15 protein-coding genes are annotated in these 23,949 nt (G+C 71.8%); 5 read left to right on the forward strand and 10 right to left on the reverse strand.

Going from position 1 to position 23,949, the window contains the following annotated elements:
• Positions 1-554 precede the first annotated feature (554 nt).
• The 4 genes from ACFYS8_RS07415 to ACFYS8_RS07430 all read right to left on the reverse strand — a co-directional run bounded on the left by ACFYS8_RS07415 (position 555) and on the right by ACFYS8_RS07430 (position 5,127).
• Complete coding sequence (locus tag ACFYS8_RS07415; RefSeq protein WP_387637120.1) at positions 555-1,106, reverse strand: ATP-binding protein; 552 nt, start codon at positions 1,104-1,106, stop codon at positions 555-557.
• A 103-nt stretch (positions 1,107-1,209) separates the two neighbouring features.
• Positions 1,210-2,403, reverse strand: coding sequence for an Ig-like domain-containing protein (locus ACFYS8_RS07420; protein ID WP_387637123.1), 1,194 nt, complete (start codon positions 2,401-2,403; stop codon positions 1,210-1,212).
• Positions 2,404-2,573: 170 nt separating this feature from the next.
• Positions 2,574-3,821: an Ig-like domain-containing protein gene (locus ACFYS8_RS07425; protein WP_387637126.1), complete on the reverse strand. Its 1,248-nt coding sequence runs from the start codon at positions 3,819-3,821 to the stop codon at positions 2,574-2,576.
• 112 nt (positions 3,822-3,933) lie between these two features.
• Entirely contained in the window at positions 3,934-5,127 is a 1,194-nt protein-coding gene (locus ACFYS8_RS07430; protein ID WP_387637129.1) for an Ig-like domain-containing protein, read from the reverse strand.
• A gap of 213 nt (positions 5,128-5,340) precedes the next feature.
• On the opposite strand from ACFYS8_RS07430, the gene glgX reads away from it, so the two are divergent.
• Positions 5,341-7,539, forward strand: a complete 2,199-nt coding sequence (glgX, locus tag ACFYS8_RS07435) for a glycogen debranching protein GlgX (RefSeq protein WP_387637131.1) — start codon at positions 5,341-5,343, stop codon at positions 7,537-7,539.
• A 44-nt stretch (positions 7,540-7,583) separates the two neighbouring features.
• On the opposite strand, the gene ACFYS8_RS07440 is transcribed toward glgX, so the two are convergent.
• The 3 genes from ACFYS8_RS07440 to ACFYS8_RS07450 are packed head-to-tail and all read right to left on the reverse strand — an operon-like array spanning position 7,584 to position 11,114.
• Entirely contained in the window at positions 7,584-8,447 is an 864-nt protein-coding gene (locus tag ACFYS8_RS07440; protein ID WP_387637134.1) for a geranyl diphosphate 2-C-methyltransferase, read from the reverse strand.
• A 36-nt stretch (positions 8,448-8,483) separates the two neighbouring features.
• Positions 8,484-9,677 carry a family 2 encapsulin nanocompartment cargo protein terpene cyclase gene (locus ACFYS8_RS07445; protein ID WP_387637137.1) on the reverse strand — a complete coding sequence of 398 codons (1,194 nt, stop codon included), beginning with the start codon at positions 9,675-9,677 and terminating at the stop codon, positions 8,484-8,486.
• A gap of 27 nt (positions 9,678-9,704) precedes the next feature.
• A complete protein-coding gene (locus tag ACFYS8_RS07450; protein ID WP_387637140.1) occupies positions 9,705-11,114 on the reverse strand; it encodes a family 2B encapsulin nanocompartment shell protein in 1,410 nt (469 codons plus the stop codon).
• Between the two features lie 308 nt (positions 11,115-11,422).
• Here ACFYS8_RS07450 and ACFYS8_RS07455 point away from each other — a divergent pair, with 308 nt between their 5' ends.
• Positions 11,423-13,267, forward strand: coding sequence for an ABC transporter ATP-binding protein (locus tag ACFYS8_RS07455; RefSeq protein ID WP_387637143.1), 1,845 nt, complete (start codon positions 11,423-11,425; stop codon positions 13,265-13,267).
• A complete protein-coding gene (locus ACFYS8_RS07460) occupies positions 13,264-15,096 on the forward strand; it encodes an ABC transporter ATP-binding protein (RefSeq protein ID WP_387637145.1) in 1,833 nt (610 codons plus the stop codon). The genes ACFYS8_RS07455 and ACFYS8_RS07460 overlap by 4 nt, the downstream gene beginning before the upstream one ends.
• A 105-nt stretch (positions 15,097-15,201) precedes the next feature.
• Here ACFYS8_RS07460 and ACFYS8_RS07465 read toward each other — a convergent pair whose 3' ends face one another.
• Together ACFYS8_RS07465 and pnuC are read right to left on the reverse strand one after the other, a co-directional pair.
• Positions 15,202-16,263, reverse strand: a complete 1,062-nt coding sequence (locus tag ACFYS8_RS07465; protein WP_387637147.1) for an AAA family ATPase — start codon at positions 16,261-16,263, stop codon at positions 15,202-15,204.
• Positions 16,260-16,835, reverse strand: coding sequence for a nicotinamide riboside transporter PnuC (pnuC, locus tag ACFYS8_RS07470; RefSeq protein WP_387637149.1), 576 nt, complete (start codon positions 16,833-16,835; stop codon positions 16,260-16,262). The genes ACFYS8_RS07465 and pnuC overlap by 4 nt, the downstream gene beginning before the upstream one ends.
• 217 nt (positions 16,836-17,052) lie before the next feature.
• On the opposite strand from pnuC, the gene ACFYS8_RS07475 reads away from it, so the two are divergent.
• On the forward strand, positions 17,053-18,774 hold the full coding sequence (locus ACFYS8_RS07475; RefSeq protein WP_387637151.1) for an ABC transporter transmembrane domain-containing protein: 1,722 nt from the start codon (positions 17,053-17,055) through the stop codon (positions 18,772-18,774).
• The gene (locus ACFYS8_RS07480) at positions 18,771-20,492 is read left to right on the forward strand and encodes an ABC transporter ATP-binding protein (RefSeq protein WP_387637154.1); all 1,722 of its coding nucleotides are present in this window, start codon (positions 18,771-18,773) and stop codon (positions 20,490-20,492) included. Before ACFYS8_RS07475 ends, ACFYS8_RS07480 begins: the two co-directional genes overlap by 4 nt.
• A 193-nt stretch (positions 20,493-20,685) precedes the next feature.
• Here ACFYS8_RS07480 and glgP read toward each other — a convergent pair whose 3' ends face one another.
• Positions 20,686-23,361 (reverse strand): alpha-glucan family phosphorylase, encoded by a 2,676-nt coding sequence (gene glgP / locus ACFYS8_RS07485; RefSeq protein WP_387637157.1) that lies wholly within the window; start codon positions 23,359-23,361, stop codon positions 20,686-20,688.
• Positions 23,362-23,949 lie beyond the last annotated feature (588 nt).

A 23,949-nucleotide genomic window follows, 5' to 3' on the forward strand; every position in this document is an offset into this window, starting at 1 on the left:
TACGTCCCCGCAGGGGGCTTCCCGGCTGCCGCCAGGCCGGCCGCACAGAGCCTGCCGGCTCAGGTCCCCCCTGGACGCTCCCCACAGGGGCTCATGCGTCTACCCCGAAGCTCCCCGCAGGGGGCTTCCCGGCTGCCGCCAGGCCGGCCGCACAGAGCCTGCCGGCTCAGGTCCCCCCTGGACGCTCCCCACAGGGGCTCATGCGTCTACCCCGAAGCTCCCCGCAGGGGCCGCTCGGGGCTCCGCCCGCGTCGGGGTTTGGGTATAGCTAGAAGGTCCCTGTTCGCGGGACCTTCGGGGCTGTTAGTGCGTGTCCGGATTATGAGATGATTTACGAGTGGCCTGAGATCCTAAGGTTTAACGGGATGCAGACCTTGGTTTCGACTTGTTTTTGGCACCACGGCGTGCGATAGTTATGGGTGTCGGGCGCTACGGCCCGGCCACTTCCATCCGGCGGCACGCACCCCCTTGGCTGCCGGATGACGCGCAGGGGCCCCGGACCGCGAACAACCGCGGACAGGGGCCCCGCATCGTTTTTGCAGAGGGTGAAAAAATTAGGGGGCCATTCGGTCCCGGGTCCTCATCTCGAACCAGACGCCCTTGCCGCGTGGCAGCAGGTCCGCTCCCCAGCGGTCGGCGAGGTCGTTGACCACTTGGAGGCCGTGGCCGTTCTGGTAGCCGATCTCGGGGGCGACTATCAGGCAGGGCATCGCCCGCGAGGAGTCCCGGACTTCGATCCGTAGCCACCCTGGTCGCCGGACGAGTTTGAGTCCGATCATCCGCCCGCCGGCATGTCGCACGGCGTTGGCGACCAGCTCGCCGGTGAGCAACTCCCCGACTTCCAGCAGGTGGTGGAGTTTCCAGGAGTCCAGGACCGAGAGCACCAGCCGCCGCGCGACCCCGGCCGACTCCGACCGGGAGGGCAGTCGCACCTCTTCCGCGGTCTCGGTGTCGCGGAGCACGCCCAGGAAGGCGTGCTCCATCTCGTCCGCGGTCATCCGTTCCAGTTCGGCGAGCACGACCGCGGTGCCGGCCCCTGGCGGGCCGTCACCGCGGGTGTCGACCAATGGAAGTGATGCCTGTTCCGCTTCGCCCCATCCCGCCATGGCGCCCATCATTGCGGAACGTGGGCAGCCGCGTACGGACAATGAGCAAACGATCACCGCGCATTTGGCATATGCCGTCAGCAACCGAACAGGCGCCCGACGATCACCACTTCGCCCAGTCGACGTTCCAGCCGCCGAGTCCGTTGACCGGGTCGACCACCGCGCCCTTGGAGTTGACCACCGTGATCACGTCTCCGACCAGCGTGGAGGCGTAGAACTTGCCCGCCGGGCTGCTCGCGCTGCCGGCCTTGGTGTCGGTGAGGCCGATGCAGCCGTGGCTGCCGTTGGAGTAGCCGATGACGCCGTCGCTCCAGGAGTTTCCGTGCACGTAGGTGCCGGTGTCGGTCAACCGGATGGCGTGCGGGACCACCAGATCGTATTCGTCCCCGGAACCCGCCTTGGTGACGCCGGCGGAGGTCATCCGGGTGGTGCCCTCCATGGCCTCGACCACCATGGTGCCGTTCCAGGTGTCGTAGCCGGGCTTGCCCGCAGTGAACGCGATGGAGTCGGTCTGCTGGCCGTCGCGGACGACCGCCATGCGGTGGGTCTTGACGTCGACGGTGGAGATCTGGGAGCGGCCGATGGTGAACGGCTCGTCCTTGTCGACGCCGCCGTACACGCCGGGGGCGGTCTCCACGTCCTTGAGCTTGTAGTGGATGGTGACCTTGGTGTTGGGGTTCCAGTACTTCTCGGGGCGGAAGTCCAGCCGCTTGTCGTTGAACCAGTGGCCCTTGACCACGGTGCCGTCGGAGGCCTCGAAGGTGATGCCGGCCAGCACGGCGTCCTTGTTCTTCACCGCCCGGTTGAACCGGACCGAGACGATCATGCCGACGCCGTACTGCTCGTTGTCGGCGACGTTGTCGTTGACGCCGGCGTCCTTCTCCGGGGTGAGGGTGGTGAAGGTGGAACGCGCGTTGGCGACCACGCCCTGGGAGTCCTCGGCGAGCGCGTCCACCGTGTAGGCGGTGGATATCTTGAGGTTGCCGGACGGCGCCCACCCGGCGCCGTCGGAGGTGAGCGCGCCGGGCACCTCGACGCCGTCGGGGCCGGTGACCTTGACGGAGGTCAGCTTGCCGCCGGTGGCCGACACCTTGACGGTGCCGTTGGTCTTGACGTCGGTGGCGCCGCTGGCGGGCTCGATCGCGATGGTCGCGGCCGACACGCTCGGCTTGGCCGAACTCGCGGCCGCCGCCGGGCTGTCGGCCTTGGCCGGGTTCGTGCTGCAGCCGGCCGTGGCCATCAGCACCAGGGCTCCTGCGAGTGCCCCCACCGCGTAACCCCCGCGTATAGCCTTCACGTTCCGCTCTCCCCAACACCCTGCCTGTCGGCTGACAGGTCTTTCGGTTGATATGACGGGTCGGCAGCGGGAAACGTTGCGCGCCGAGTGTCCCGGTACGGTCACGAACGGTCGACGGCCCGGCGATCGCACGATCGCCGGGCCGTCCCACTGCCGGTTGAACCGATCGGCTACCACTGGCTCCACGGGATGGTCCAGCCGCTCAGACCGTTGTCCCCGGAGACGGTCTTGCCGTTCTTGGAGTTCACGATCTTGACCACGTCACCGACCATCGACGTGTTGAAGAACTTGCCGGCGTTCGAACCGTCGCTGCCGCCCTTGACGTCGGCGATGCCGACACAGCCGTGGCTGGCGTTCGACTTGCCGAACGCGTCGCCCCAGTAGTTGCCGTGCACGTAGGTGCCGGAGGTGGTCAGCCGCATCGCGTGCGGCACGTCCGGGACGTCGTACTCCTTGCCCTTGATGTTGGACACCGTGGCGGAGTTCATCCGGGTGACCTTCTCCTTGGTGGCGATCACCATGGTGCCGTTCCAGGACGGGTTCTGGTCGTCGCCCGCCGTGATCGGAATGGTCTGGTTGTCGCTGCCGCCGCGCGAGACCGTCATCTGGTGGGTCGCGGCGTCCACCGTCGAGACCTGGTAGCGGCCGATGGTGAACGGCTCGTCCTTGTCGACGTCGCCGTACACGTCGGGCGCGATCTCGACGTTCTTCAGCCGGTACTTCACCGTCACCTTGGTGCCGGGCTGCCAGTACTTCTCCGGCCGGAAGTCCAGCCGGGAGGCGCCGAACCAGTGGCCCTTGGCCACCGTGCCGTCCGAGCCCACCACGGTGATGCCGGCCAGCACCGCGTCCTTGTTCTTGACGGCCTTGCTGAAGTTCACCGAGACGATCATGCCGACGCCGTACTGGCCGTTGTCGGCGATGTTGTCGTTGGTGGCGACCTTCTTGGCCGGCGTCAGCGTGGTGAACGAGGTGGTGGAGGCGGCCACCAGGCCGGCCGAGTCCGTCGCCTGCGCGTTCACCGTGTACGTGGTGCCGACCGTCAGCTGCTCGGTGGGCTTCCAGCTCAGGCCGTCGGCGGCGATCTCGCCGGCCACCGCCTTGCCGTTCTTGTCGGTCACCGCGACCGTGGTCAGCTTGCCGCTGGCCACCGTCACCTGCAGACCGTCCTTGGGCGCCACGTCGTTCGCCCCGTCGGCCGGAGTGACCGTCAGCTGAGCGGTCGACACCTTCGGCGTCGCGTCCGAAGCGGACGAGGAACCGCCGCCGCCGCCCTTGGCGTCGCTCGAGCCGCCGCCGCCGCTGCTGCAGGCCGTACCGAGCAGCAGGACACCGCCCACCAGCACGGCTGTCGCGGCCTGCCGCGCCCGCCGTCCGCCCCCGACTATTCCGCCCTCGGCCTTCTGAACCGCCTTCACCGCGCTGCTCCCCTCCGGTATGCACAGCCACCGCACTCCCGACCGTGTCGGGCGCGCGGGCAACAATAACCGTCAAAGCTGAGTGAATCTTCCGAGGTAGCCGAGTGCCCGTTCAGTGAACCGGCGCCGACCGCCCGACCGTCCACTGCGACCAGGAGAGGTTCCAGCCGTTCAGGCCGTTGTCGGGCGAGACCCGGTCGCCGTGCGAGCCGCGCACCTCCATCACGTCGCCGACCTGGATGTGCTGGTAGAGCCAGCCGGCCGGGGTGCTGGGGCTGCCGTCGTTGGTGTCGGCCAGGCCGATGCAGCCGTGGCTGGTATTGGCGGCCCCGAACACCTCGCGGCCGGTCCAGTAGTTGCCGTGCACGAAGGTGCCGGAGGTGGTGAGCCGCAGCGCGTGCGGGACGTCCTTGATGTCGTACTCGTCGCCGAGGCCGACGGTCTGCGAGTTCATCCTGGTCACCTCGTAGCGCTCGGAGACCACCATGGTGCCGAGGTAGGTGGAGTGCTCGGGGCTGCCGCCGCTGACCTCCAGGGTGCGCAGCAGGCGGCCGTCCTGGCGGACCGTCATGGTGTGCCGGTCCAGGTCCACGGTGGCGATCAGTGAGCGGCCGACGGTGAAGTGGATGTCCTTGTTCTGGGTGCCGAGGAAGCCGGGCGCGCCCTCCACGTCCTTGAGCCGCAGCCCCAGGGTGACCTTGGTGCCGGTCGGCCAGAACGCGTGCGGGCGGAAGTCGAGCCGCTGGTCGCCGAACCAGTGGCCGGCGATCTCCTCCGGTGGGTCGGCGGTGACGGAGACGGCCCGTTCGACGGCGGCCCGGTTCTCGGCCGGGACGGGGCGGGAGAAGCGCAGCGAGACGGGCATGCCGACGCCGACGGTGGAGCCGTCCTCGGGGGTGAAGAAGGCGACGAAGGTGCGGTCGGGTGGCACCGTGGCGAACCGGGCGTGCTGGACGGCGCGCAGGCCGCCGGCGTCCTCGGCGGTCACGTCCAGGGTGTAGGCGGTGCCGGCGGCCAGCCGGTTGTCGGGCGTCCAGCCGGTGGCGTCACCGGTGAACGTGCCGGGCGCCCGGGCGCCCTTGTCGTCGGTCAGTTCGACGTCCAGCAGTCGGCCCTGGGTGACGTTCACCCTGACCGCGCCGTCCACCGCGACGCCCTGCGCGCCGTCGGCGGGGCCGATCGTGAGCTGGGCGCGGGAGACCGGCGGCCCGGCGTCGCCCGACGAGAACACGCCCGAGCAGCCGGTCAGCAGGACCAGTCCGGCCGCGGCCGCCCGCCGAGCCCAGAGCCGTACCGCGGCGCGCATGCCGTCCTCCCGCTGTCGTGCGAACCACCCGATGCCGGGGACAACGACCGATCGCACTCCCCGGACACGACCGGATGGTTTCCCCACCCGGCCGCGCTGGGCACAGGATTGATCACGGTGCGTCACGCATTCCGACCCGGGGTGACGAGCGCCGTCGCACAGGGAACAACCGGAAGAACGGGGACAGGCCCCCGGATGGCTGGGAGGGTCGCCATGACGGCGTGGCAGGAGCTGGGCAGGAGCACGTCCCGGGAGGCACGACCGGCCGCCGGGCCGAACGGCTCGGCGCCCCGGCCGGCCCCGGCGCCGCCCTGGCCGGGCAGCTGGCAGCCGCTCGGCGCCCGGTTCCGCACCGACGGCGAGGGCGGCCGGGGCACCAACTTCGCGCTCTGGTCACCGGGCGCGGAGGCGGTCGAGCTGTGCCTGTTCGACGACCGCGGCCGGGAGAGCCGGCACTGGCTGACCGAGCAGACCTACCAGACCTGGCACGGCTACCTGCCGGGAGTGCTGCCCGGCACCCGCTACGGCTTCCGGGTGCACGGCCGGTGGGACCCGTGGACGGGCGCCCGGCACAACCCGGCGAAGCTGCTGCTCGACCCGTACGCCCGCGCCATCGACGGCGGCTGCGTGACGCACGACGCGGTGAGCTCGGCCGTCCGCCACTGGCCGGAGCGGGACGTCGCGGACACCGTCCGGGACGACCGGGACTCGGCGCCGTACGTGCCCCGGGCGGTGGTGGTGCACGACGCCGACGACTGGTACGACGACCACCGCCCGAAGACGCCGTGGGCCGAAACGGTGCTGTACGAACTGCACGTGCGCGGCTTCACCAAGCGCCACCCCGACATCCCGCCCGAGCTGCGCGGCACCTACGCGGGCCTGGCGCACCCGGCGGCGATCGCCCACCTGACGGGGCTGGGCGTGACGGCGGTGGAGCTGCTGCCGGTCCACCACCACGTCAGCGAGGACCACCTCCAGGAGCGCGGCCTGGTCAACTACTGGGGCTACAACACGCTCGGCTTCTTCGCCCCGCACGCGGGCTACTCGTCCTCCGGCAGCCGGGGCCAGCAGGTCGGCGAGTTCAAGCGGATGGTGCGGGCGCTGCACGCGGCGGGCATCGAGGTGATCCTCGACGTGGTGTACAACCACACCGCCGAGTCGGGCGTGATGGGCCCGGCGCTGTCCTTCCGCGGCATCGACAACGCCGGCTACTACCGGCTCGACCGCTCCCGCCGCGGCTACGCCGACTACACCGGCTGCGGCAACACCCTGGACACCCGCCGCCCGCAGGTGATCCGGCTGATCACCGACTCGCTGCGCTACTGGGTGCAGGAGATGGGCGTGGACGGCTTCCGCTTCGACCTGGCGGCGGCGCTGGCCCGCGGCAGCGACGCGGTGGAGATGGAGCACCCGTTCCTGGCCGCGGTGTCGCAGGACCCGGTGCTCAGCCGGGTCAAGCTGATCGCCGAGCCGTGGGACGTCGGCCCGGGCGGCTACCAGCTGGGCGGCTTCCCCCCGCTGTGGGGCGAGTGGAACGACCGCTACCGGGACACCGTGCGCGACTTCTGGCGCGGCGTCCGGCCGGACGTGCGCGAGCTGGCCACCCGGATCGCCGGCTCCTCCGACCTGTACCAGCGCGGCGGGCGGCGCCCCTACGCCTCCGTCAACTTCATCACCTCGCACGACGGTTTCACCCTGCGCGACCTGGTCTCCTACGACCGCAAACACAACCTGGCCAACGGCGAGGACAACCGGGACGGCACCGACGACAACCGGTCCTGGAACCACGGCGCGGAGGGCGACACCGACGACCCGGCGATCCGCGAACTGCGCGTGCGCCAGCTGCGCAACCTGCTGACCACCCTGCTGCTGTCCAGCGGCGTGCCGATGCTGACGGCGGGCGACGAACTCGGCCGCACCCAGCGCGGCAACAACAACGCCTACTGCCAGGACAACGAGACCGGCTGGCTGGACTGGTCGCTGCTGGACGACCCGCAGTGGCGCTCGCTGGCCGAGCTGACGGCCCGGCTGATCCGGCTGCGCCGGGCCCACCCGGTGCTGCGGCAGCGGGCGTTCTTCTCCGGCCGCCCGGCCGGGCCCGGCGGCCCGCGGGACTTGAGCTGGCTCACCCCGGACGGGCGGGAGATGACCGAGGCGGACTGGTTCGCCCCGGGCCACGCGCTGGCGATGCGGCTGTCCGGCACCGCGATGGCCGAACGCGACCAGCACGGCCACGCCGTGCAGGACGCCGACTTCCTGCTGCTGCTGAACGCCGGCCCCGAGCCCCGGCACTTCACCCTGCCCGGCCCCCACCGCCCGCTGATCGACACCGCGCTGGCCGGCCCGCCGGCGCCCGGGCCGGTCGCCGAAGTCACCCTGGCCGCCCGCTCGGCCGTGCTGCTGACGGCATGACGGGAGGCCCGGGCACCGGCCCGGGCCTCCCGCCGATACGCCCGTCAGACCCGGTCGGCGACGATCATCAGGTAGTGGAAGCTGCCTTCCTTGTACGCCGTCAGGAACGGGTCCTCGATGCCGGTGGCCACCGAGGACTGCGCGCGCAGCTCCCAGTACGGGATGGTGTCGGCGGTCAGGTCGACCACGCTGATCGGCACCAGGTTGTTGGCGGCCAGCGCCTTGAAGTACTGGCTGCGCGGGTGGATGTTGCAGATGTAGTGCTCGTCGATCCGGCTGACGGCCTTCGAGCGCAGGCCCATCACGTCGTTGGAGCAGCCGGTGATGCAGACGTAGCGGCCGCCGGGGGCGAGCAGCCGGGAGAACTCGCCGAACGCCTCGAACAGGTCCACGTACATGGTGGTCTCGTTGGTCCAGATCGCCCGGCGGGAGGCGGTCTCGAAGCCGGTGTCCAGCATGTTGCGGAAGTGGAACCGGACCCGGTCGGCGATGCCGCGCTCGTGCGCCTGCCCGTTGGCGAACGCCACCTGCTGCTCGGAGATGGAGACGCCGTCCACCTCGCAGCCGAACCGCTGGTTGGCCATGATGCTGGTGCCGCCGCGGCCGGAGCCGGCGTCCAGCAGCGCGTGGGTGGGCGCGATGTCGCCGAGGTGGTCGAGCAGCACGTCGGCCTGGGCGGTCTCCAGCCGGTGCATCTCCTTGATCATGCGCTCGTCGCGGGTCTCGTCCGGGCCCTCGAACACCGACGGGTCGACCGGGCCGAGGCCGTAGTGGTGGTGGTAGAGGCCGTCGACCTCACCGAGCTTGATGTTGACCGGGTCCTTCTCCAGGTTCCAGTAGTTGGCGACCGACTTCTGGAACGCGGTGCGCAGCACGTTGGTGGCGCTCGGGACGGCGGTGGTGGTCATGTACGGCGTGCTCCTCAACTGGCGGGGACGGTGGGATCAGTCGGTCTGGTAGCGGGCGCTGCCCGCATGCCACTCGCGGTTGCCGCCGACCCAGGCCCAGGTGCCGGCCAGGAAGCGGCGCAGCTCGGGCGAGCCGGTCAGGGCGAGGGCGGAGGCCTCGGCCTCGAAGGTGTGCATCAGTTCGTCGTGGATCGCCACGCTCTGCCGGACGGCCTCGTCCAGCGAGCAGCCCTCCTCGGTGGCGATCAGCATCGGCAGGCTGAAGTCGCTGGGGTCTTCCTTGCCCATCGAGTACAGGTCGTTCATCAGCACGGTGGCGGTGCCGGCCAGGTTGAACGTGCGGCGCACGGCGGGGTCGGCGAACTCGGCCTGTGGCACCTCGTAGCCGGCGATCGCGTCGACCAGCACCATGCACGGGATGAAGGAGTTCTCGTGGCGGTGCATCAGGTACTCCCACACCGGCGGGCGGTGCCCGGTGGTGTGCCACATGCCTTCCTGGCCGTACGCGACGAACATGATCGCCAGCTCGTGCCGCAGCCGCCGGACCTGGTTCCAGCTGGCGTACGCGGCCAGGTCTCCGAGGGAGGAGCGGAGTGCCATGGCGACCGGGTCGCGCTGGACGTTCTCCTCCAGCTGGGGGGCGTAGCGCAGCGGCAGTTGGGCCTGGTCGATGACGGAGTGGCAGATCGCCAGGCGCTGGCCGATCACCTCGTGCCGGGGTTCCTCGACCTCGGCGTCCACGATGTGGTCGTCCACCGACCATTCGGCCAGGCCGCACTTGGCGGCGGCGAGCAGCCGGTCGGGGTCGTCGGTCTCGGGGTGGCCGAGCATCATCAGCCGGCCGAAGTTGGCCTTGCGCAGCATGTCGGTGCGGCCGGGGTAGATGCCGATCCCCTCGGCCCATTCGATCAGCCGCTCGTTGACCAGGTCGCCGAGCGCCGGGTCGTCGCGCACCGCGGGCGGGCAGTACAGCGCGGGCGCCTTGCCGTTGGTGATCGGCCTGGCCCTGGGGGCGTCCCGGACGATGTCGTCGGTCGCCCCGGTGGCCTGGTTCGGGACGGTCGGGCGGTGGGTCAGCAGGCCGCTGGTGCCGAGTCCGGTGGGGCCGGGGGCGTGCCAGGTGAGCCGGCCGGGGGCGGGGCGCTCGGGGTGGGTGAGGATGGCGGAGACCAGCGCCGCCAGCTCGTGGGTGCCGTGCGGGGCGAGCGTCCGGGTGAGCAGTGAGGGCATGTCGGTCGTCTTTCGGCGTGGGGGCGGTCAGGACCGGGGGTGGTCGACCTCGACGTTCTCCAGCACGCCCAGCGCGTCGGGGACCAGGATCGCGGCGGAGTAGTACGTCGAGACCAGGTACTTGACGACGGCCTTCTCGTCGATGCCCATGAAGCGGACGTTCAGGCCGGGTTCGACCTCGTCGGGGATGCCGACCTGGGTGAGGCCGACCACGCCCTGGTTGTGCTCGCCGGTGCGCATCGCGAGGATCGAGGTGGTGCCGCCGCGGACCGGGATCTTGCCGCAGGGCAGCAGCGGGACGCCGCGCCAGGCGGGCACCCGGTGGCCGTGCACCTCGGCGGTGGAGAAGTAGACGCCGCGCCGGTTGGCCTCCCGGCCGAACGCGGCGATCGCCTTCGGGTGGGCGAACAGGTAGTCGGTGTCGCGGCGCATCGCGAGCAGTTCGTCCAGGTCGTCGGGGGTGGGCGCGCCGCTGTGGGTCTGGATCCGCTGGTCGAAGGCGCAGTTGGAGAGCAGCCCGAAGTCGGGGTTGTTGACGATCTCGTGCTCCTGGCGCTCGCGCAGCGCCTCGATGGTGAGTTGGAGCTGTTCCTGGGTCTGGTCCATCGGCTTGCTGTACAGGTCGCCGACCCGGCTGTGCACCCGCAGCACCGTCTGGGCGACGCTCAACTCGTACTCGCGGGGGCCGAGTTCGTAGTCGACGAAGGCGGTGGGCAGGGCGTACTCGCCCTCGTGGCCGGCCGACATGCCGATCTCGGCCTCGCCGTGCTCGTTCTGCCCGGCGGCCTGTCCGGCGAGGAAGAGCGCGATCTGTGCCTGGAGGCCCGGGGAGCGGTCCACGACCTCCTGGAAGGCCGGCCAGGCCAGCGACATGGCGGTGCCCGCGGTGGCGGCCTTCACGGTGTACGGCCAGTGGCCGTCGGGGACGTTGAGCGCCTCGTCGCCGAGGTGGTCGCCGTCGGCGTGCACGGCGAGCACGGTGTCGTCGCCGTACTTGCCGGTGCCGATCCGCTCGACCTTGCCGTGCGCGATCAGGAAGACCTCGGTGATCGGGGTGCCCGCCTGGACCAGTACCTCACCGGCGCTGAAGCCGCGCTGGACGAAGCGCCCGGCGAGCTCGTTCAGTACCGCGTGGTCCTCGAAGCCGCGCAGCACCGGGACCTCGCGCAGGCTGGGCGCCAGCACCTTGACCTCCCGGCCGGTCTGCACGAAGCTCACCCGGCCGCGGCCGACCGCATAGGAGAGCCGCCGGTTGACCCGGTAGGTGCCGGCCGAGACGTGGACCCAGGGCAGCTTGCGCAGCAGCCAGCGCGAGCTGATCTCCTGCATCTGCGGCTTGGACTTGGTCGTGGTGGCGAGGTTGCGCGCCGCCGCGGTGCTCAGGCTCTGCTGTGCCGGGGCCTGGACTTCGGGGGCGTGCTCGGTCTCGACCGACATGCGGGTCTCCTGGCTGCTCCGGTGATCCACCGCGATCACTCGGGCCAGATCACACACCCCGGTGCCCGGGGGCCTGCAAGGAGGCGCTCGTTGCGTGTTGTCGGCCGGTCCGCGCCCCCTCACGCCGGTCTCCGATGGTTGCGCGCTCCCTGCGCCCGGAGGCGGCGCACACCGTTCCGAGCGACCCGAACGGCGCAATGGGGAGCGCCTTCGGCCGGCCTGACGCCCCGTCCGGCCTGGCCGGATCTCGCCGACAGGGGCAAAAAACCGGATGAGAAATGTCCGTGGCAGCGCCTACCCTCTCGGCGATGGCCGAGAACCAGAACCCCGCTCCGCCCACCCCCGCGGATTCGAACACTCCGTCAACGGACGACACCGGAATTTCGCCCGAATCGGTACGCCGATCACCGGTGCGATCCCTGCTGCGCCTGTGGCCGTACGCCCGGGAGGCCCGCTGGCGGATCTTCGGCTCGATGGCCGCCGCCGGGCTCGCCTCGCTCAGCGTGCTGGCCGTGCCGATCGTGCTGCGCAAGATCGTGGACGGGCCGGTCGCCCACCACGACCTGGCCGGGCTGTGGCCGCTGGCCGTCGCCCTGCTGCTGCTCGGCCTCGCCGAGGCCGGCCTGTTCGGCATCCGCCGGATCATCGTGGCCCGCCCGCTGGCCAAGGTGGAGACCAAGCTCCGCGGCGACCTGTTCGCCAAGCTCCAGCGGCTGCCGATCTCCTTCCACGACCGCTGGCCGTCCGGGCAGCTGCTCTCCCGGGCCACCTCGGACCTGTTCGTGATGCGGCTGTTCCTGGCCTTCCCGCTGGTCTTCCTGGTGGTCAACTCCACCGTCTTCCTGACCGGCACCGCGCTGATGTTCGCGCTGGACTGGCGGCTCGCCCTGATCACCCTGATCCCGGCCATCCCGCTGATGATCTTCACCCGCCGCTTCGAGGCCGGGTACTCGGCCGCCTCCCGGCTCGCCCAGGACCAGAACGGCGACCTCGCGACCGTGGTCGAGGAGTCGGTGCTCGGCATCCGCATCCTCAAGGCCTTCGGCCGGCACCGCACCATGGCCGAGGAGTTCCGCCGGCACAGCGCCGACCTGCGCGACACCGAACTCCGCAAGGCCGGCCTGCTCGGCGACCTGTGGGCGGTCATCGTCGGCCTGCCCGAACTCGCCCTCGGCGGCGCCCTCGCCACCGGCGTCTACCTGGTCGCCCACGACGAACTCTCGGCCGGCACCCTGGTCGCCTTCCTGTCCACCGCGCTCGCCCTGCGCTGGCCGGTCGAGTCGATCGGCTGGCTGCTCGGCTTCGCCGCCGAGGCCGCCAGCGCCACCAACCGCTACTTCGAGGTGATGGACGAGCCGGAGCCCACCGACCCGCCCTCCGGCGAAAGCCCCACCGACGACCGCGGCATCCGCTTCACCGGCGTCCGCTTCCGCTACCCCGACGCCCCGGCCGGCACCCCCGACCTGCTGTCCGGCATCGACCTGCACATCCGCCCCGGCGAGACCCTCGCCCTGGTCGGCGCCACCGGCAGCGGCAAGACCACCCTCACCGCACTGCTCCCCCGCCTGTACGAGCCCACCGCCGGCTCGATCACGCTGGACGGCACCGACATCCGCGACCTGTCCCGCGAGGAACTCCGCCGCGAGGTCGCCGTCGCCTTCGAGGAACCCACCCTGTTCTCCGCCACCGTCCGGGAGAACGTGCTGATGGGCGCCCCGAACGCCGACCAGCAGCGGCTCGCCCGCGCCCTCGACACCGCGCAGGCCGGCTTCGTCGACCGGCTCCCCGAGGGCCTGAACACCGAGGTCGGCGAGCAGGGCCTGAGCCTGTCCGGCGGCCAGCGCCAGCGCCTCGCGCTGGCCCGCGCCGTGGTCGGCGAACCCCGCTTCCTGGTCCTCGACGACCCGCTGTCCGCGCTCGACGTGCACACCGAGGCACTGGTGGAGCGCGCCCTGCGGCAGGTCCTCGCGGACACCACCGCGCTGGTCGTCGCGCACCGCCCGTCCACCGTGCTGCTGGCCGACCGGGTCGCGCTGCTCGCCGACGGACGGATCACCGCCGTCGGCACCCACCAGGAACTCCTGCAGTCCTGTCCCGCCTACCGGGCCCTGATGTCCGGCGAATCCGACCTGGAAGGGGCGCTGGCCCGATGACCACCGCCGTCGCCGAACCCGCCGTCGAAGAGGACGACCTGGTTCCCGCGGCCACCGACGACCAGGACATCCCCGTCCCGCCCGGTGCCCCGCGCGCCCTGCTCGGTTCGCTGCTCGCCCCGCACCGCCGCCGGATCGCCGTCGCCGTGCTCGCCGTCCTGGTCCAGCAGGCCGCCCTGCAGGCCGGGCCGCTCCTGGTCGCCTACGCCATCGACCGCGGCATCCCCGCGCTGCGCGGCCACGACTCCGGCCCGCTGATCGCCGTCACCGCCGCGTACCTGGGCTGCGCGCTGGTCGCCACCCTGCTGCAACGAGCATTCATCCGGGTCGCCGCCCGGATCAACCAGGACATCCTGCTCGACCTGCGCGGCCGGATCTTCAAGCACGCGCAGCGCCTCAGCCTGGACTTCCACGAGCGCTACACCTCCGGCCGGATCATCTCCCGCGCCACCAGCGACGTGGACACCCTGCGCGAACTGCTCGCCGAGGGCCTCCAGGAACTCCTGATGGTCTGCCTGTCGGTCGGCTACATCACCGTGGTGCTGATCCTGATGGACTGGCGCCTGGGCCTCGCCGCCCTGGTGTCCTTCCTGCCGATGTACCTGATCATCCGGTCCTTCCGGCGCCGCTCCCAGCAGGTCTACCGCCGCTCCCGCACCGTCACCGCCGGACTGATCGTCCGCTTCACCGAGACCATGAACGGCATCCGCCCGGTCCAGGCCTTCCGCCGCGAGTCCGCCAACAACAAGGCCTTCGACACCGTCAACCAGCAGTCCGCCACCGCCACCGCGGACGGCCTGCTGGAGATGGCCCGGTACGTCTTCCTGTCCCGGGTCACCGCCAACACCTGGATCACCGGCGTGGTCGTCCTCGGCGCGCTGCTGGTCAGCGACGGCAGCCTTGAACTCGGCGTCCTCACCGCCTTCGTGCTGTACCTGCGCAGGCTCTACGACCCGATCGACCAGCTGGCGATGTTCCTGAACAGCTACCAGTCGGCCGCCGCCGCCCTGGAGAAGATGGCCGGCCTGCTCGCCCACGAGCCCTCCGTCCCCGAGCCCACCGAGCCCACCCCGCTGCCCGCCGCCACCGGCAAGGGCCGCGAAGTCGCCTTCCGCGACACCCGGTTCGCGTACGCCAACGGCAAGGAGATCCTCCCCGAGTTCGACCTCGTCCTCCCCGCCGGACAGACCACCGCCGTGGTCGGCGCGACCGGCGCCGGCAAGTCCACCCTCGCCAAACTGCTCGCCCGCTTCTACGACCCCACCGCCGGCGCCGTCACCCTCGACGGCGTCGACCTCCGCGACCTCACCACCACCGACCTGCGGGCCGCCGTCGTGATGGTCACCCAGGAGTCCTTCCTGTTCTCCGGCACCGTCGCCGAGAACATCGCGGTCGGCAAGCCGGACGCCACCCGAGCCGAGATCGAAGCCGCGGCCCGGGCCATCGGCGCCCACGAGTTCATCACCGCCCTCCCCGACGGCTACGACACCGACGTCCGCAAGCGCGGCGGCCGCATCTCCGCCGGCCAGCGCCAACTCGTCGCCTTCGCCCGCGCCCTGCTCGCCGACCCCGCCGTCCTCATCCTCGACGAAGCCACCTCCTCCCTCGACGTCCCCGGCGAACAGGCCGTCCAGCACGCCATGCAAACCGTCCTGGCCGGCCGCACCGCCGTGATCATCGCCCACCGCCTCTCCACCGTCGAGATCGCCGACCGCGTCCTCGTCATGGACCAGGGCCGCATCGTCGAAGACGGCACCCCCGCCACCCTCATCGCCGGCGAAGGCCGCTTCGCGACGCTCCACCAGACCTGGAAGGACAGCCTGGTGTGAGTTTTCAGGGGCTGGGGGAGAACGGCGGGGCCGAGTCTGCTGACGATCAGCAGGGCGCGAAAAGGTCCCGCCGTTTCTGGTCCCCGTCTCTGACCCGACCCCCGATCAACCGATCTCCCGCAGCACGGCAGCCACCCTCTCCTCCCGATCCCCCCGCACCTCGATCCACCGCTGCCCCGAGGCAATGAGCACCTCACGGAAGCGCCCCGTCATCCACTCCCGCAGATGCTCCCCGTCCCGCAGCCCGTCGTCCTCGAACGCGACGCCCTCGTGCGACGTCAGCACATACAGCGCCCGCGGCACTTGCGCCTCGGCCGCCGCCCACGTCTCCACCGTCGTGCCCCCGCAGTACCGCTCCTCCCACACCGCCGTCGCCAGCAGGTCGGTGTCGCAGACCAGCACCGGCCCTCCGGCCCTCGCGGCCCGCTCCTCGGCCTCCGCCTGCCGCTTCCGCACCAGAGCGAAGTCCCGCCCGTCCCACTCCAGTTGATCGACGGTCGGCAGTTCCGCACCCGCCATCGCCGCTTTCCCCCGCGCGACAGCGAGTTTCGCGGCGGTGAGCTCCCGCCCGTACTCGGCGACCCACCCGGTGAGCGCGTGCACGCCGCCCCGTGCCCGCATCGCGCGGGCGAGGTCGCGCGAGAGCGTCGTCGTCCCGGTCGACTCGGCCCCGAGGACGACCACCCGCCGGACCAGCCAGGCCCGGACGGCCGGTTCGAGGTCCGCCCAGTACGCGGCCGGGTCGGCCCGCACCTTGGTGCCGGACACCGGGAACGTGGCCCGGTCGACGTCGAGCACCACGGGTGCGGCGTCGAAGCGGCGGGCGAGTTCGTGCCCGTAGTCCTCGGACGAGAACACCGCATCCACGGTCTCCCCCGGCCGCAGCGCCTCCCGCATCAGCGCGACGTGGCCGTCCCAGATGTCCGGGTCCTCGTAATCAATGGGGATGTTGTCGACGGTCCCGACCACCCGCACATGCGCCTCGCCCTGCCACACCTCGCGGATCCAGCGGACCCGATCGTCGAGCGACATCGTCTCGGCATCAGCGGCCATCACCACCACGGTGACGCACTCCGCGGCATCTGCGGCGCTGCGGATCAGGAAGTGGTGCCCGGCATGCGGCGGGTAGAACTTGCCGATCACCAGGGCATGCCGGAACAGGCTCATGCGGCCACCGCCAACCCGCCCGGGCGGACGCCGAGTTCACGGCGCCAGGTGCGCAGGCCGTACAGGCACAGGCCGAGGAACAGCACGTACACGGCGGCGGTGGGGTACAGGCCCTTCCACGCGTACATCGGGATGTAGATCAGGTCGGCGACGATCCACAGGTACCAGTTCTCGATCCGCTTGGTGTTCAGCAGCCACTGGGCGGCGAGCGAGAGCGCGGTGGTGAGCGCGTCCCAGAACGGCGCGGCATCACCCACAACCGTCAGCAGCCACGTCAGCAGAACGGTGACCGGCACCACGGCCGCGAGCGCCAGGCCGACGACGCCCAACCCGCCGCGTCGCACCACCAGCCGTTCCCCGTCCGCGCCGCGGCGCAGCCACTGCCACCAGCCGTGCGCGCCGAGCGCCAGGAAGACCACCTGGAGGCCCGCGTCCGCGTAGAAGCCGGCGGTGCCGAACACCGCCAGGAAGAACACGTTGTTGGCGATGCCGACCGGGAAGGTCCACACATTGGTCCGCACCGTCAGCCATACGCATATCGCGCCGGTGACGAACCCCAGCCACTCCGTCATGTGTGCCCTCCTCCAGGCTTTACGTCGAAGTGACGATAACCATCCCCGCCCCACCCGCACAACCGCGTTTCCCATGACTTGGGAAAAACGCCCCGCCCGTCAGCCCGCCACCCATCAACCGACTCACCGCCGGGCCCCGCCCCACCGCCGGGGCCCGGCACCCAGGTGCACCGGAAACCGATCGACCCGCTCCGGCCACCGCCACTAGCCTCGGTCCGTGGACGACCCGACCGCCGGCCGAGCCGGCCCCCCTGACGCCCGCAGCCCGCTCCGTTTCCTGTGGTGGCTGGTCCGCAGCCAGCGCCGCCGCTCGCTGGCGGGCACCTTCTACGGCACCGCCTGGATGCTCGGCCTGACCGTCCAGCCCTATCTGCTCTCCCGCGCCGTCGACGACGGCCTGCGCCCGGGCCGGACGGCGGCGGTGCTCGGCTGGTCGGCGGCGATGCTCGGCTTCGGCCTGCTGAACCTGGTGCTGGCCTGGTGCCGGCACCGCACCATGACGATGGTCCGCAACGACGCGTCCTTCCGCACCATCACCGTGGTGCTGCGGCACGGCGTGCGGCTCGGCGCGGCGCTGCCCCGCCAGGTGACGGCCGGCGAGGTGGTCACCATCGGCATCTCCGACGTGTCCAAGATCGCCATGGCGCTCACCTTCATCGGGCCCGGCGTGGGCGCGGTGATCTGCTACCTGACGACCGCCGCGATCCTGTTCACCCTCGCCCCACTGCTGGCCCTGATCGTGCTGCTCGGACTGCCCTTCCTCGCCCTGGCACTGCGGCCCTTGATGTCCCGTCAGCAGGTTGCCGAGAGCCGCTTCCGCGACCACCAGGGCCACCTGACCGCCCGGTTCGAGGATCTGGCGGGCGGCCTGCGGGTGCTGAACGGCCTGGGCGGCAAGGACGTGTACGCGGCCCGCTACCGGTCCGACTCCCAGGCGCTGCGCGCCGAGGGCTACCGGGTCGGCGCGGCCGTCAGCTGGATCCAGGCACTGGGCGGCGGCCTCCCGACGCTGCTGCTGGCCGCCGTCACCTGGCTCGGCGCCCGGCTCGCCGTCGAGGGCGATCTGACGCCCGGCCAGCTGACGGCGGTGTTCGCGTACGCCGCGGTGCTGGTCGCCCCGGTGTACTTCCTGATCGAGAACAGCCAGGACATCGGCCGCGCCCTGGTCTGTGCCCGCCGGGTCACCGACTTCCTCAACCTGGCCCCCGACCCGGATCACGGCTCCGCCCAACTCCCGGCCTCCTCTGCTGAGTTGATCGACCACGAGTCCGGTGTCCGAATAGCCCCCGGCGAACTCACGGTGCTCGCCGGGGCCCGCCCGGCCGACACCGCCGCCGTCGCCGAACGCCTCGCCCGGCTCGCCCCGGCCACCACCGCCGACTGGGGCGACACCCCGCTCACCGACCTGCCCCTGGCCGACGTCCGGGCCCGGATCACCCTCGCCGAGAACGAGGCGACCCTGTTCGCCGGCGCCCTCCGCGAAACCGTCCGCGGCCGCACCGACGCCCCCGACGACACCCTGCTGGTCGCCCTGGAGGCCGCCGCCGCCCTCGACGTGCTCGGCTCCCTGGGCGGCAAGCTCGACGCCCCGATCGCCCCCGACGGCCGCAACCTGTCCGGCGGACAGCGCCAACGCCTGCGCCTCGCCCGCGCGTTGACCGCCGCACCGGACGTCCTGCTGGCCGTCGAACCGACCTCCGCGGTGGACGCCCACACCGAGGCCGCGATGGCCGCCGGACTGCGCGCCGCCCGCGCCGGCCGCACCACCGCCCTCACCAGCACCTCCCCGCTGCTGCTCGACCAGGCCGACACCGTCCACTACCTGGTGGACGGCAAGGTCGCCGCCAGCGGCACCCACCGCGAACTGCTCCGCACCCAGCCCGGCTACCGCGCCCTGGTCACCCGAGGCTCCAACTCCCCCGCCGAGGTGGCCGAATGAGCACCCTGCCGATCGCCACCGCCCGCCAGGTCCGGCAGGCCGCCACCCGGCTGGTCCGCGAGGACGGCCGGGCGTTCGCCACCGTCCTCGCCCTCAACGGCCTCGCCGCCCTGCTCGGCCTGGCCGGGCCCTGGCTGCTCGGCCGGATCATCGACCGGGTCACCCACGGCGCCACCACCGCCGACATCGACCGCCTCGGCCTGCTGCTGCTCGGCTGCGCCACCGCGCAGGTCCTGATGAACCGCCAGGCCCGCTACCTGGCCCACCGGTTCGGCGAACGGGCCGCCGCCCGCATCCGCGAACAGCTCCTCGACCGGGTCCTCGCACTGCCCGCCGCCACCGCCGAGCGGGCGGGAACCGGCGACCTCACCTCACGCGGCACCACCGACGCCACCGCCGTCGGCGAAACCCTCCGGGACGTCGCGCCCGAACTCTTCGTGGCCGCCGCCCAGGCCCTGTTCATCCTCGTCGCGATCCTCACCGTCAGCCCCCTGCTGGGCAGTTGCGGCCTGCTCGGGGTCGTCGGCGTCGTCCTCGGCGCCCGCTGGTACCTGCGCCGCGCCCGTCCCGCCTACCTCGCCGACCGGGCCGCCAACGCCGGCCTCGCCGAGACCCTCTCCGCCACCGCGAACGGCGCCCGCACCATCGACGCCCTCGGCCTCCAGCAGCAGCGCCTCGACGCCGGCCGCCACGCCGTCGACACCGCCAACCTCGCCCGGCTGCGCACCCTGAACCTGCGGCTGCGCTTCTTCGCCGTCATCAACCTCTCGTACACCGTCCCCGTCGTCCTGGTCCTCCCCCTCGGCGCCCTGCTGGTCGCCCACCACACCGTCACCCTCGGCGCCGCGATCTCCGCCGTCCTGTACCTGCGACGCGTCGAAGAACCCCTCGACACCATCGTCGTCCTGCTCGAATCCGTGCAGAGCAGCACCGCCGCGTACGCCCGCGTCGAAGGCCTCGCCGCCGCCCCCACGCCCACCCCGACCGCCGACCGCGAACCCGCCGACGACCGCATCCGGGTCACCGACGTCCGCTACGCGTACCCGGACGGGCCCGACGTGCTGCACGGCCTCGACCTCGACCTGCGCCCCGGCGAACGCCTCGCCGTGGTCGGCCCGTCCGGCTCCGGCAAGACCACCCTCGGCCGCCTGCTCGCCGGCATCGACCGGCCCCGCACCGGCACCATCACCGTCGGCGGCGTCCCGCTCGCCGACCTCTCCCCCGAGAGGCTGCGCCGCCAGGTCGTCCTGGTCACCCAGGAACACCACGTCTTCCTCGGCACCCTCCGCGACAACCTGCGGATCGCCGCCCCCGACGCCGACGACCCCACCCTCACCGCCGCACTCGACGCCGTCGGCTGGCACCACGACCTGCCCCACGGCCTCGACACCGACCTCGGCCCCACCCACCGCCTCGACGGCGCCCAGGCCCAGCAACTCGCCCTCGCCCGCGTCATCCTGGCCGACCCCCACACCCTGATCCTCGACGAGGCCACCGCCCTCCTCGACCCCACCGCCGCCCGCAACACCGAACGTGCCCTCGCCGCCACCCTCACCGGCCGCACCGTCATAGCCATCGCCCACCGCCTCCACACCGCCCACGACGCCGACCGCGTAGCCGTCCTCACCCAGGGCCACCTCACCGACCTCGGCCCCCACGAGAAGCTCGTCACAACGGACGGCCCGTACGCCCGCCTCTGGCACTCCTGGCAGGGCTAGCACTCGCGGGTGCGCATCCAGGGGCCCGGGGAACGGCGGGGCCGAGTCTGCGGGTGATCAACAGGGCGCGAAAAGGTCCCGTAGTTTCGGGTCCCCTTCTCCGACCCTCCGCAGACTCGACCCCTCGCTGTCCCCGACCACCCACAACTCGGCCCCGCCGTTCCCCGGGCCCCTGTTGTGCTCCACCGAGCTCCTACCTGAGCACGCCCGCCTCCAGTCCCCCCAACTCCACCGGCACCGCCACCAGCCCCAGCTCCGCGATCGACGCGAGCCTGGCGTGCGCGGGAAGCACTCGCACCGTGTACCCGAACGGCCCGGTCCGTGCCAGCTCAAGGTGCCCCTCGTACCGCAGCCGCCCGTCCAGGTCCGGCCCGCCCACCGCCGGCTTCAGCGCCAGCGTCGTCGCCTCGGAGATCCGGTCACTCTCGTCCACCCTCCCGGAAACCACCTGCACCTCGACGTCCTCCGGCCCGAGCCGCCCGAGCGCCACCTGCACCCGAAGCGCCAGCGTCGCCCCGAGCTCCTGCGCCTCGCCGACCCCGTCCGCCTCGACGTGCTCGACCCGCACCGAGGGCCACGCGTCACGGACCGTCGCTTTCCAGCCCGCAAGCGCCTTCGCCCCGGCGTAGTCCGAAGCCGAACCCGCCAGCCGCCGTCGCGCGCCCGCAGCCGGAACATAGAGCCGTTCGACGTACTCCCGGACCATCCGCCCGGCCAGCACCTTCGGCCCCAGGGTGACCAGCGTGTGCCGGACCATCGAGATCCACCGGTGCGGCAGCCCGTCCGCGCCGCGGTCGTAGAAGCGGGCGGCGACCTGGTGCTCGATCAGGTCGTAGAGCGCGCCGGCCTCGATGTCGTCGCGCCGTTCGGCCTCCCGGCTCTCCGGGTCGAGCACGCCCTCGCCTGTGCCGCCGTCGGCGGTGGGGATGGCCCAGCCGTTCTGGCCGTCGTACCACTCGTCCCACCAGCCGTCGAGGATGGACAGGTTGAGGCAGCCGTTCAGCGCGGCCTTCATCCCGGAGGTGCCGCAAGCCTCCAACGGGCGCAGCGGATTGTTCAGCCAGACGTCGCAGCCGGGGTAGAGCGCCTTGGCCATCGCCATGTCGTAGTCCGGCAGGAAGACGATCCGGTGCCGCACCGCGGGGTCGTCCGCGAAGGCCACGAGTTGCTGGATGAGCCGCTTGCCCCCGTCGTCGGCGGGGTGCGCCTTGCCGGCGACGACGATCTGCACGGGCCGTTCGGGGTGCAGCAGCATCGCGCGCAGCCGGGCGGGGTCGCGGAGCATCAGGGTGAGCCGCTTGTAGGAGGGGACGCGCCGGGCGAAGCCGATGGTGAGGACGTCGGGGTCGAGCACGGTGCCGGTCCAGCCGAGTTCGGCGTCGCCGGCGCCGCGCTGCTGCCAGGAGGCGCGCAGCCGTCGGCGGGCTTCGTCGACGAGTTGGGCGCGCAGGGTGCGGCGCAGTTCCCAGACTTCGGCGTTGCCGATGCGTTCCAGGCCGGTCCACTGTCCGGTGGTGCCGACGGCCATGGCCTCGTCGGCGCGTTCCTGGCCGATCTCGGTGGCGCCGAGCCGGACCACGGCGGGGTCGATCCAGGTGGGGGCGTGGACGCCGTTGGTGATCGAGGTGATGGGGACTTCGGGGGCGTCGAAGCCGGGCCACAGGCCGCTGAACATTTCCCGGCTGACGGCGCCGTGCAGGGTGGAGACGCCGTTGGCGCGCTGGGCGAGCCGCAGGCCCATGGCGGCCATGTTGAACAGCTTGGGGTCGCCGCCGGCCCAGCTCTCGGCACCGAGCGCGAGCACCTGGTCGACGGGGACGCCGGGCAGTGCGGCGTCGCCGCCGAAGTGGCGGGCGACCAGGTCCCGGTCGAAGCGGTCGATGCCGGCGGGGACGGGGGTGTGGGTGGTGAACACGGTGCCGGCCCGGACGGCTTCCAGCGCGTCGGCGAAGCCGAGGCCGGGGTGTTCGGTGGTGAGTTCGGCGATGCGTTCCAGGCCGAGGAAGCCGGCGTGGCCCTCGTTGGTGTGGAACACCTCGGGTGCGGGGTGGCCGGTGAGCCGGGCGTAGGTGCGGACGGCGCGGACGCCGCCGATGCCGAGCAGTATTTCCTGCAGCAGCCGGTGTTCGCTGCCGCCGCCGTAGAGGCGGTCGGTGACGTTGCGTTCGGCGGGGCTGTTGGCCTCGATGTCGGAGTCGAGCAGCAGCAGCGGGACCCGGCCGACCTGGGCGCGCCAGACCTGGGCGGCGAGGGTGCGGCCGCCGGGCAGGGCGAGGTCGATCCGGCAGGGGGTGCCGTCGGTTTCGCGGAGCAGGGTGACGGCAAGCGCGTCGGGGTCGAGCAGGGGGTAGCGCTCCTGCTGCCAGCCGTCCCGGCTGAGCGACTGCCGGAAGTAGCCGTGCCGGTAGAAGAGTCCGACGCCGATGATCGGGACGCCGAGGTCGGAGGCGGCCTTGAGGTGGTCTCCGGCCAGGATGCCGAGGCCGCCGGAGTACTGCGGGAGGGCAGCGGCGATGCCGTATTCGGGCGAGAAGTAGGCGACGCCGACGGGGAGCTCGCTCTCGGCGTCGTTCGCCGACTGGTACCAGCGCGGGCCGGTGAGGTAGTCGCGCAGGTCGTCGGCGAGGTCGCCGAGCCGGCGCAGGAATCGCCGGTCGCCCGCGAGGGCGGCGAGCCGGGCCGCGGGGACTTCGCCGAGCAGTCGGACCGGGTCCTCTCCGACGGCGGCCCAGACGTCCGGGTCGACGGAGCGGAACAGCTCTCTGGTCTCGGGGTGCCAGGACCAGCGGAGGTTCAGCGCGAGCTCGTGCAGTGGCTGCAGTTGTTCGGGCAGGACGGTGCGGACGGTGAACCTGCGGATTGCCTTCACGGCTTGAAGGGTAGTCCCGACCTTTCGCCTGACTGGGCGTCAACTTGCGGGCGCCACACCCGTTCGGAGCAGCGTTGAGATCGTTCCGGGCGCGTGGTGGCAAATCACGGCGCACGTAGGGCGCAAGCAGGTAAAACATGCGCCGTCGGGTGTGAACTCCTGGGATCCGAGGTGTTGCGGGGGCCTGTTTCACCCTTGTATACCGGCTGAAACCACGCGCTTGCCCGCCCGGTCCTCTTGCCCGTGGTGCGAGGATGCAACAAGGTCGTGGGTGCCGCTGGTGCACGATCGGACGGTCGTCCCCCCGCTGCCTCCGGCTGGTGCAGGTCCGGTTTTGACGTGCCCTCACTTCCCCTTAGCCCATTCGGCCTCAGTAGGCGTGTCTTTGCGTGTCCTCATTCCCCGACCGGTCGTTTTCCGGTGGGCTGGGTCACGCGGGGGCGCGCACCGAGCGACGCGCGCCGGGACACGTGCGTTCGCCGCGGCGGGTCCCGCTGCGGCGGTCGGCGGGCGGGGTGGCCGGGTCCGTCGGCGCGGGGCCGGCTCCGGCCGCGCGTCCTTCCTCACCCAGCAGTCCTCCCGGTACTC

It is taken from the genome of Kitasatospora sp. NPDC004615 (assembly GCF_042873545.1).
GTDB lineage: Bacteria > Actinomycetota > Actinomycetes > Streptomycetales > Streptomycetaceae > Kitasatospora.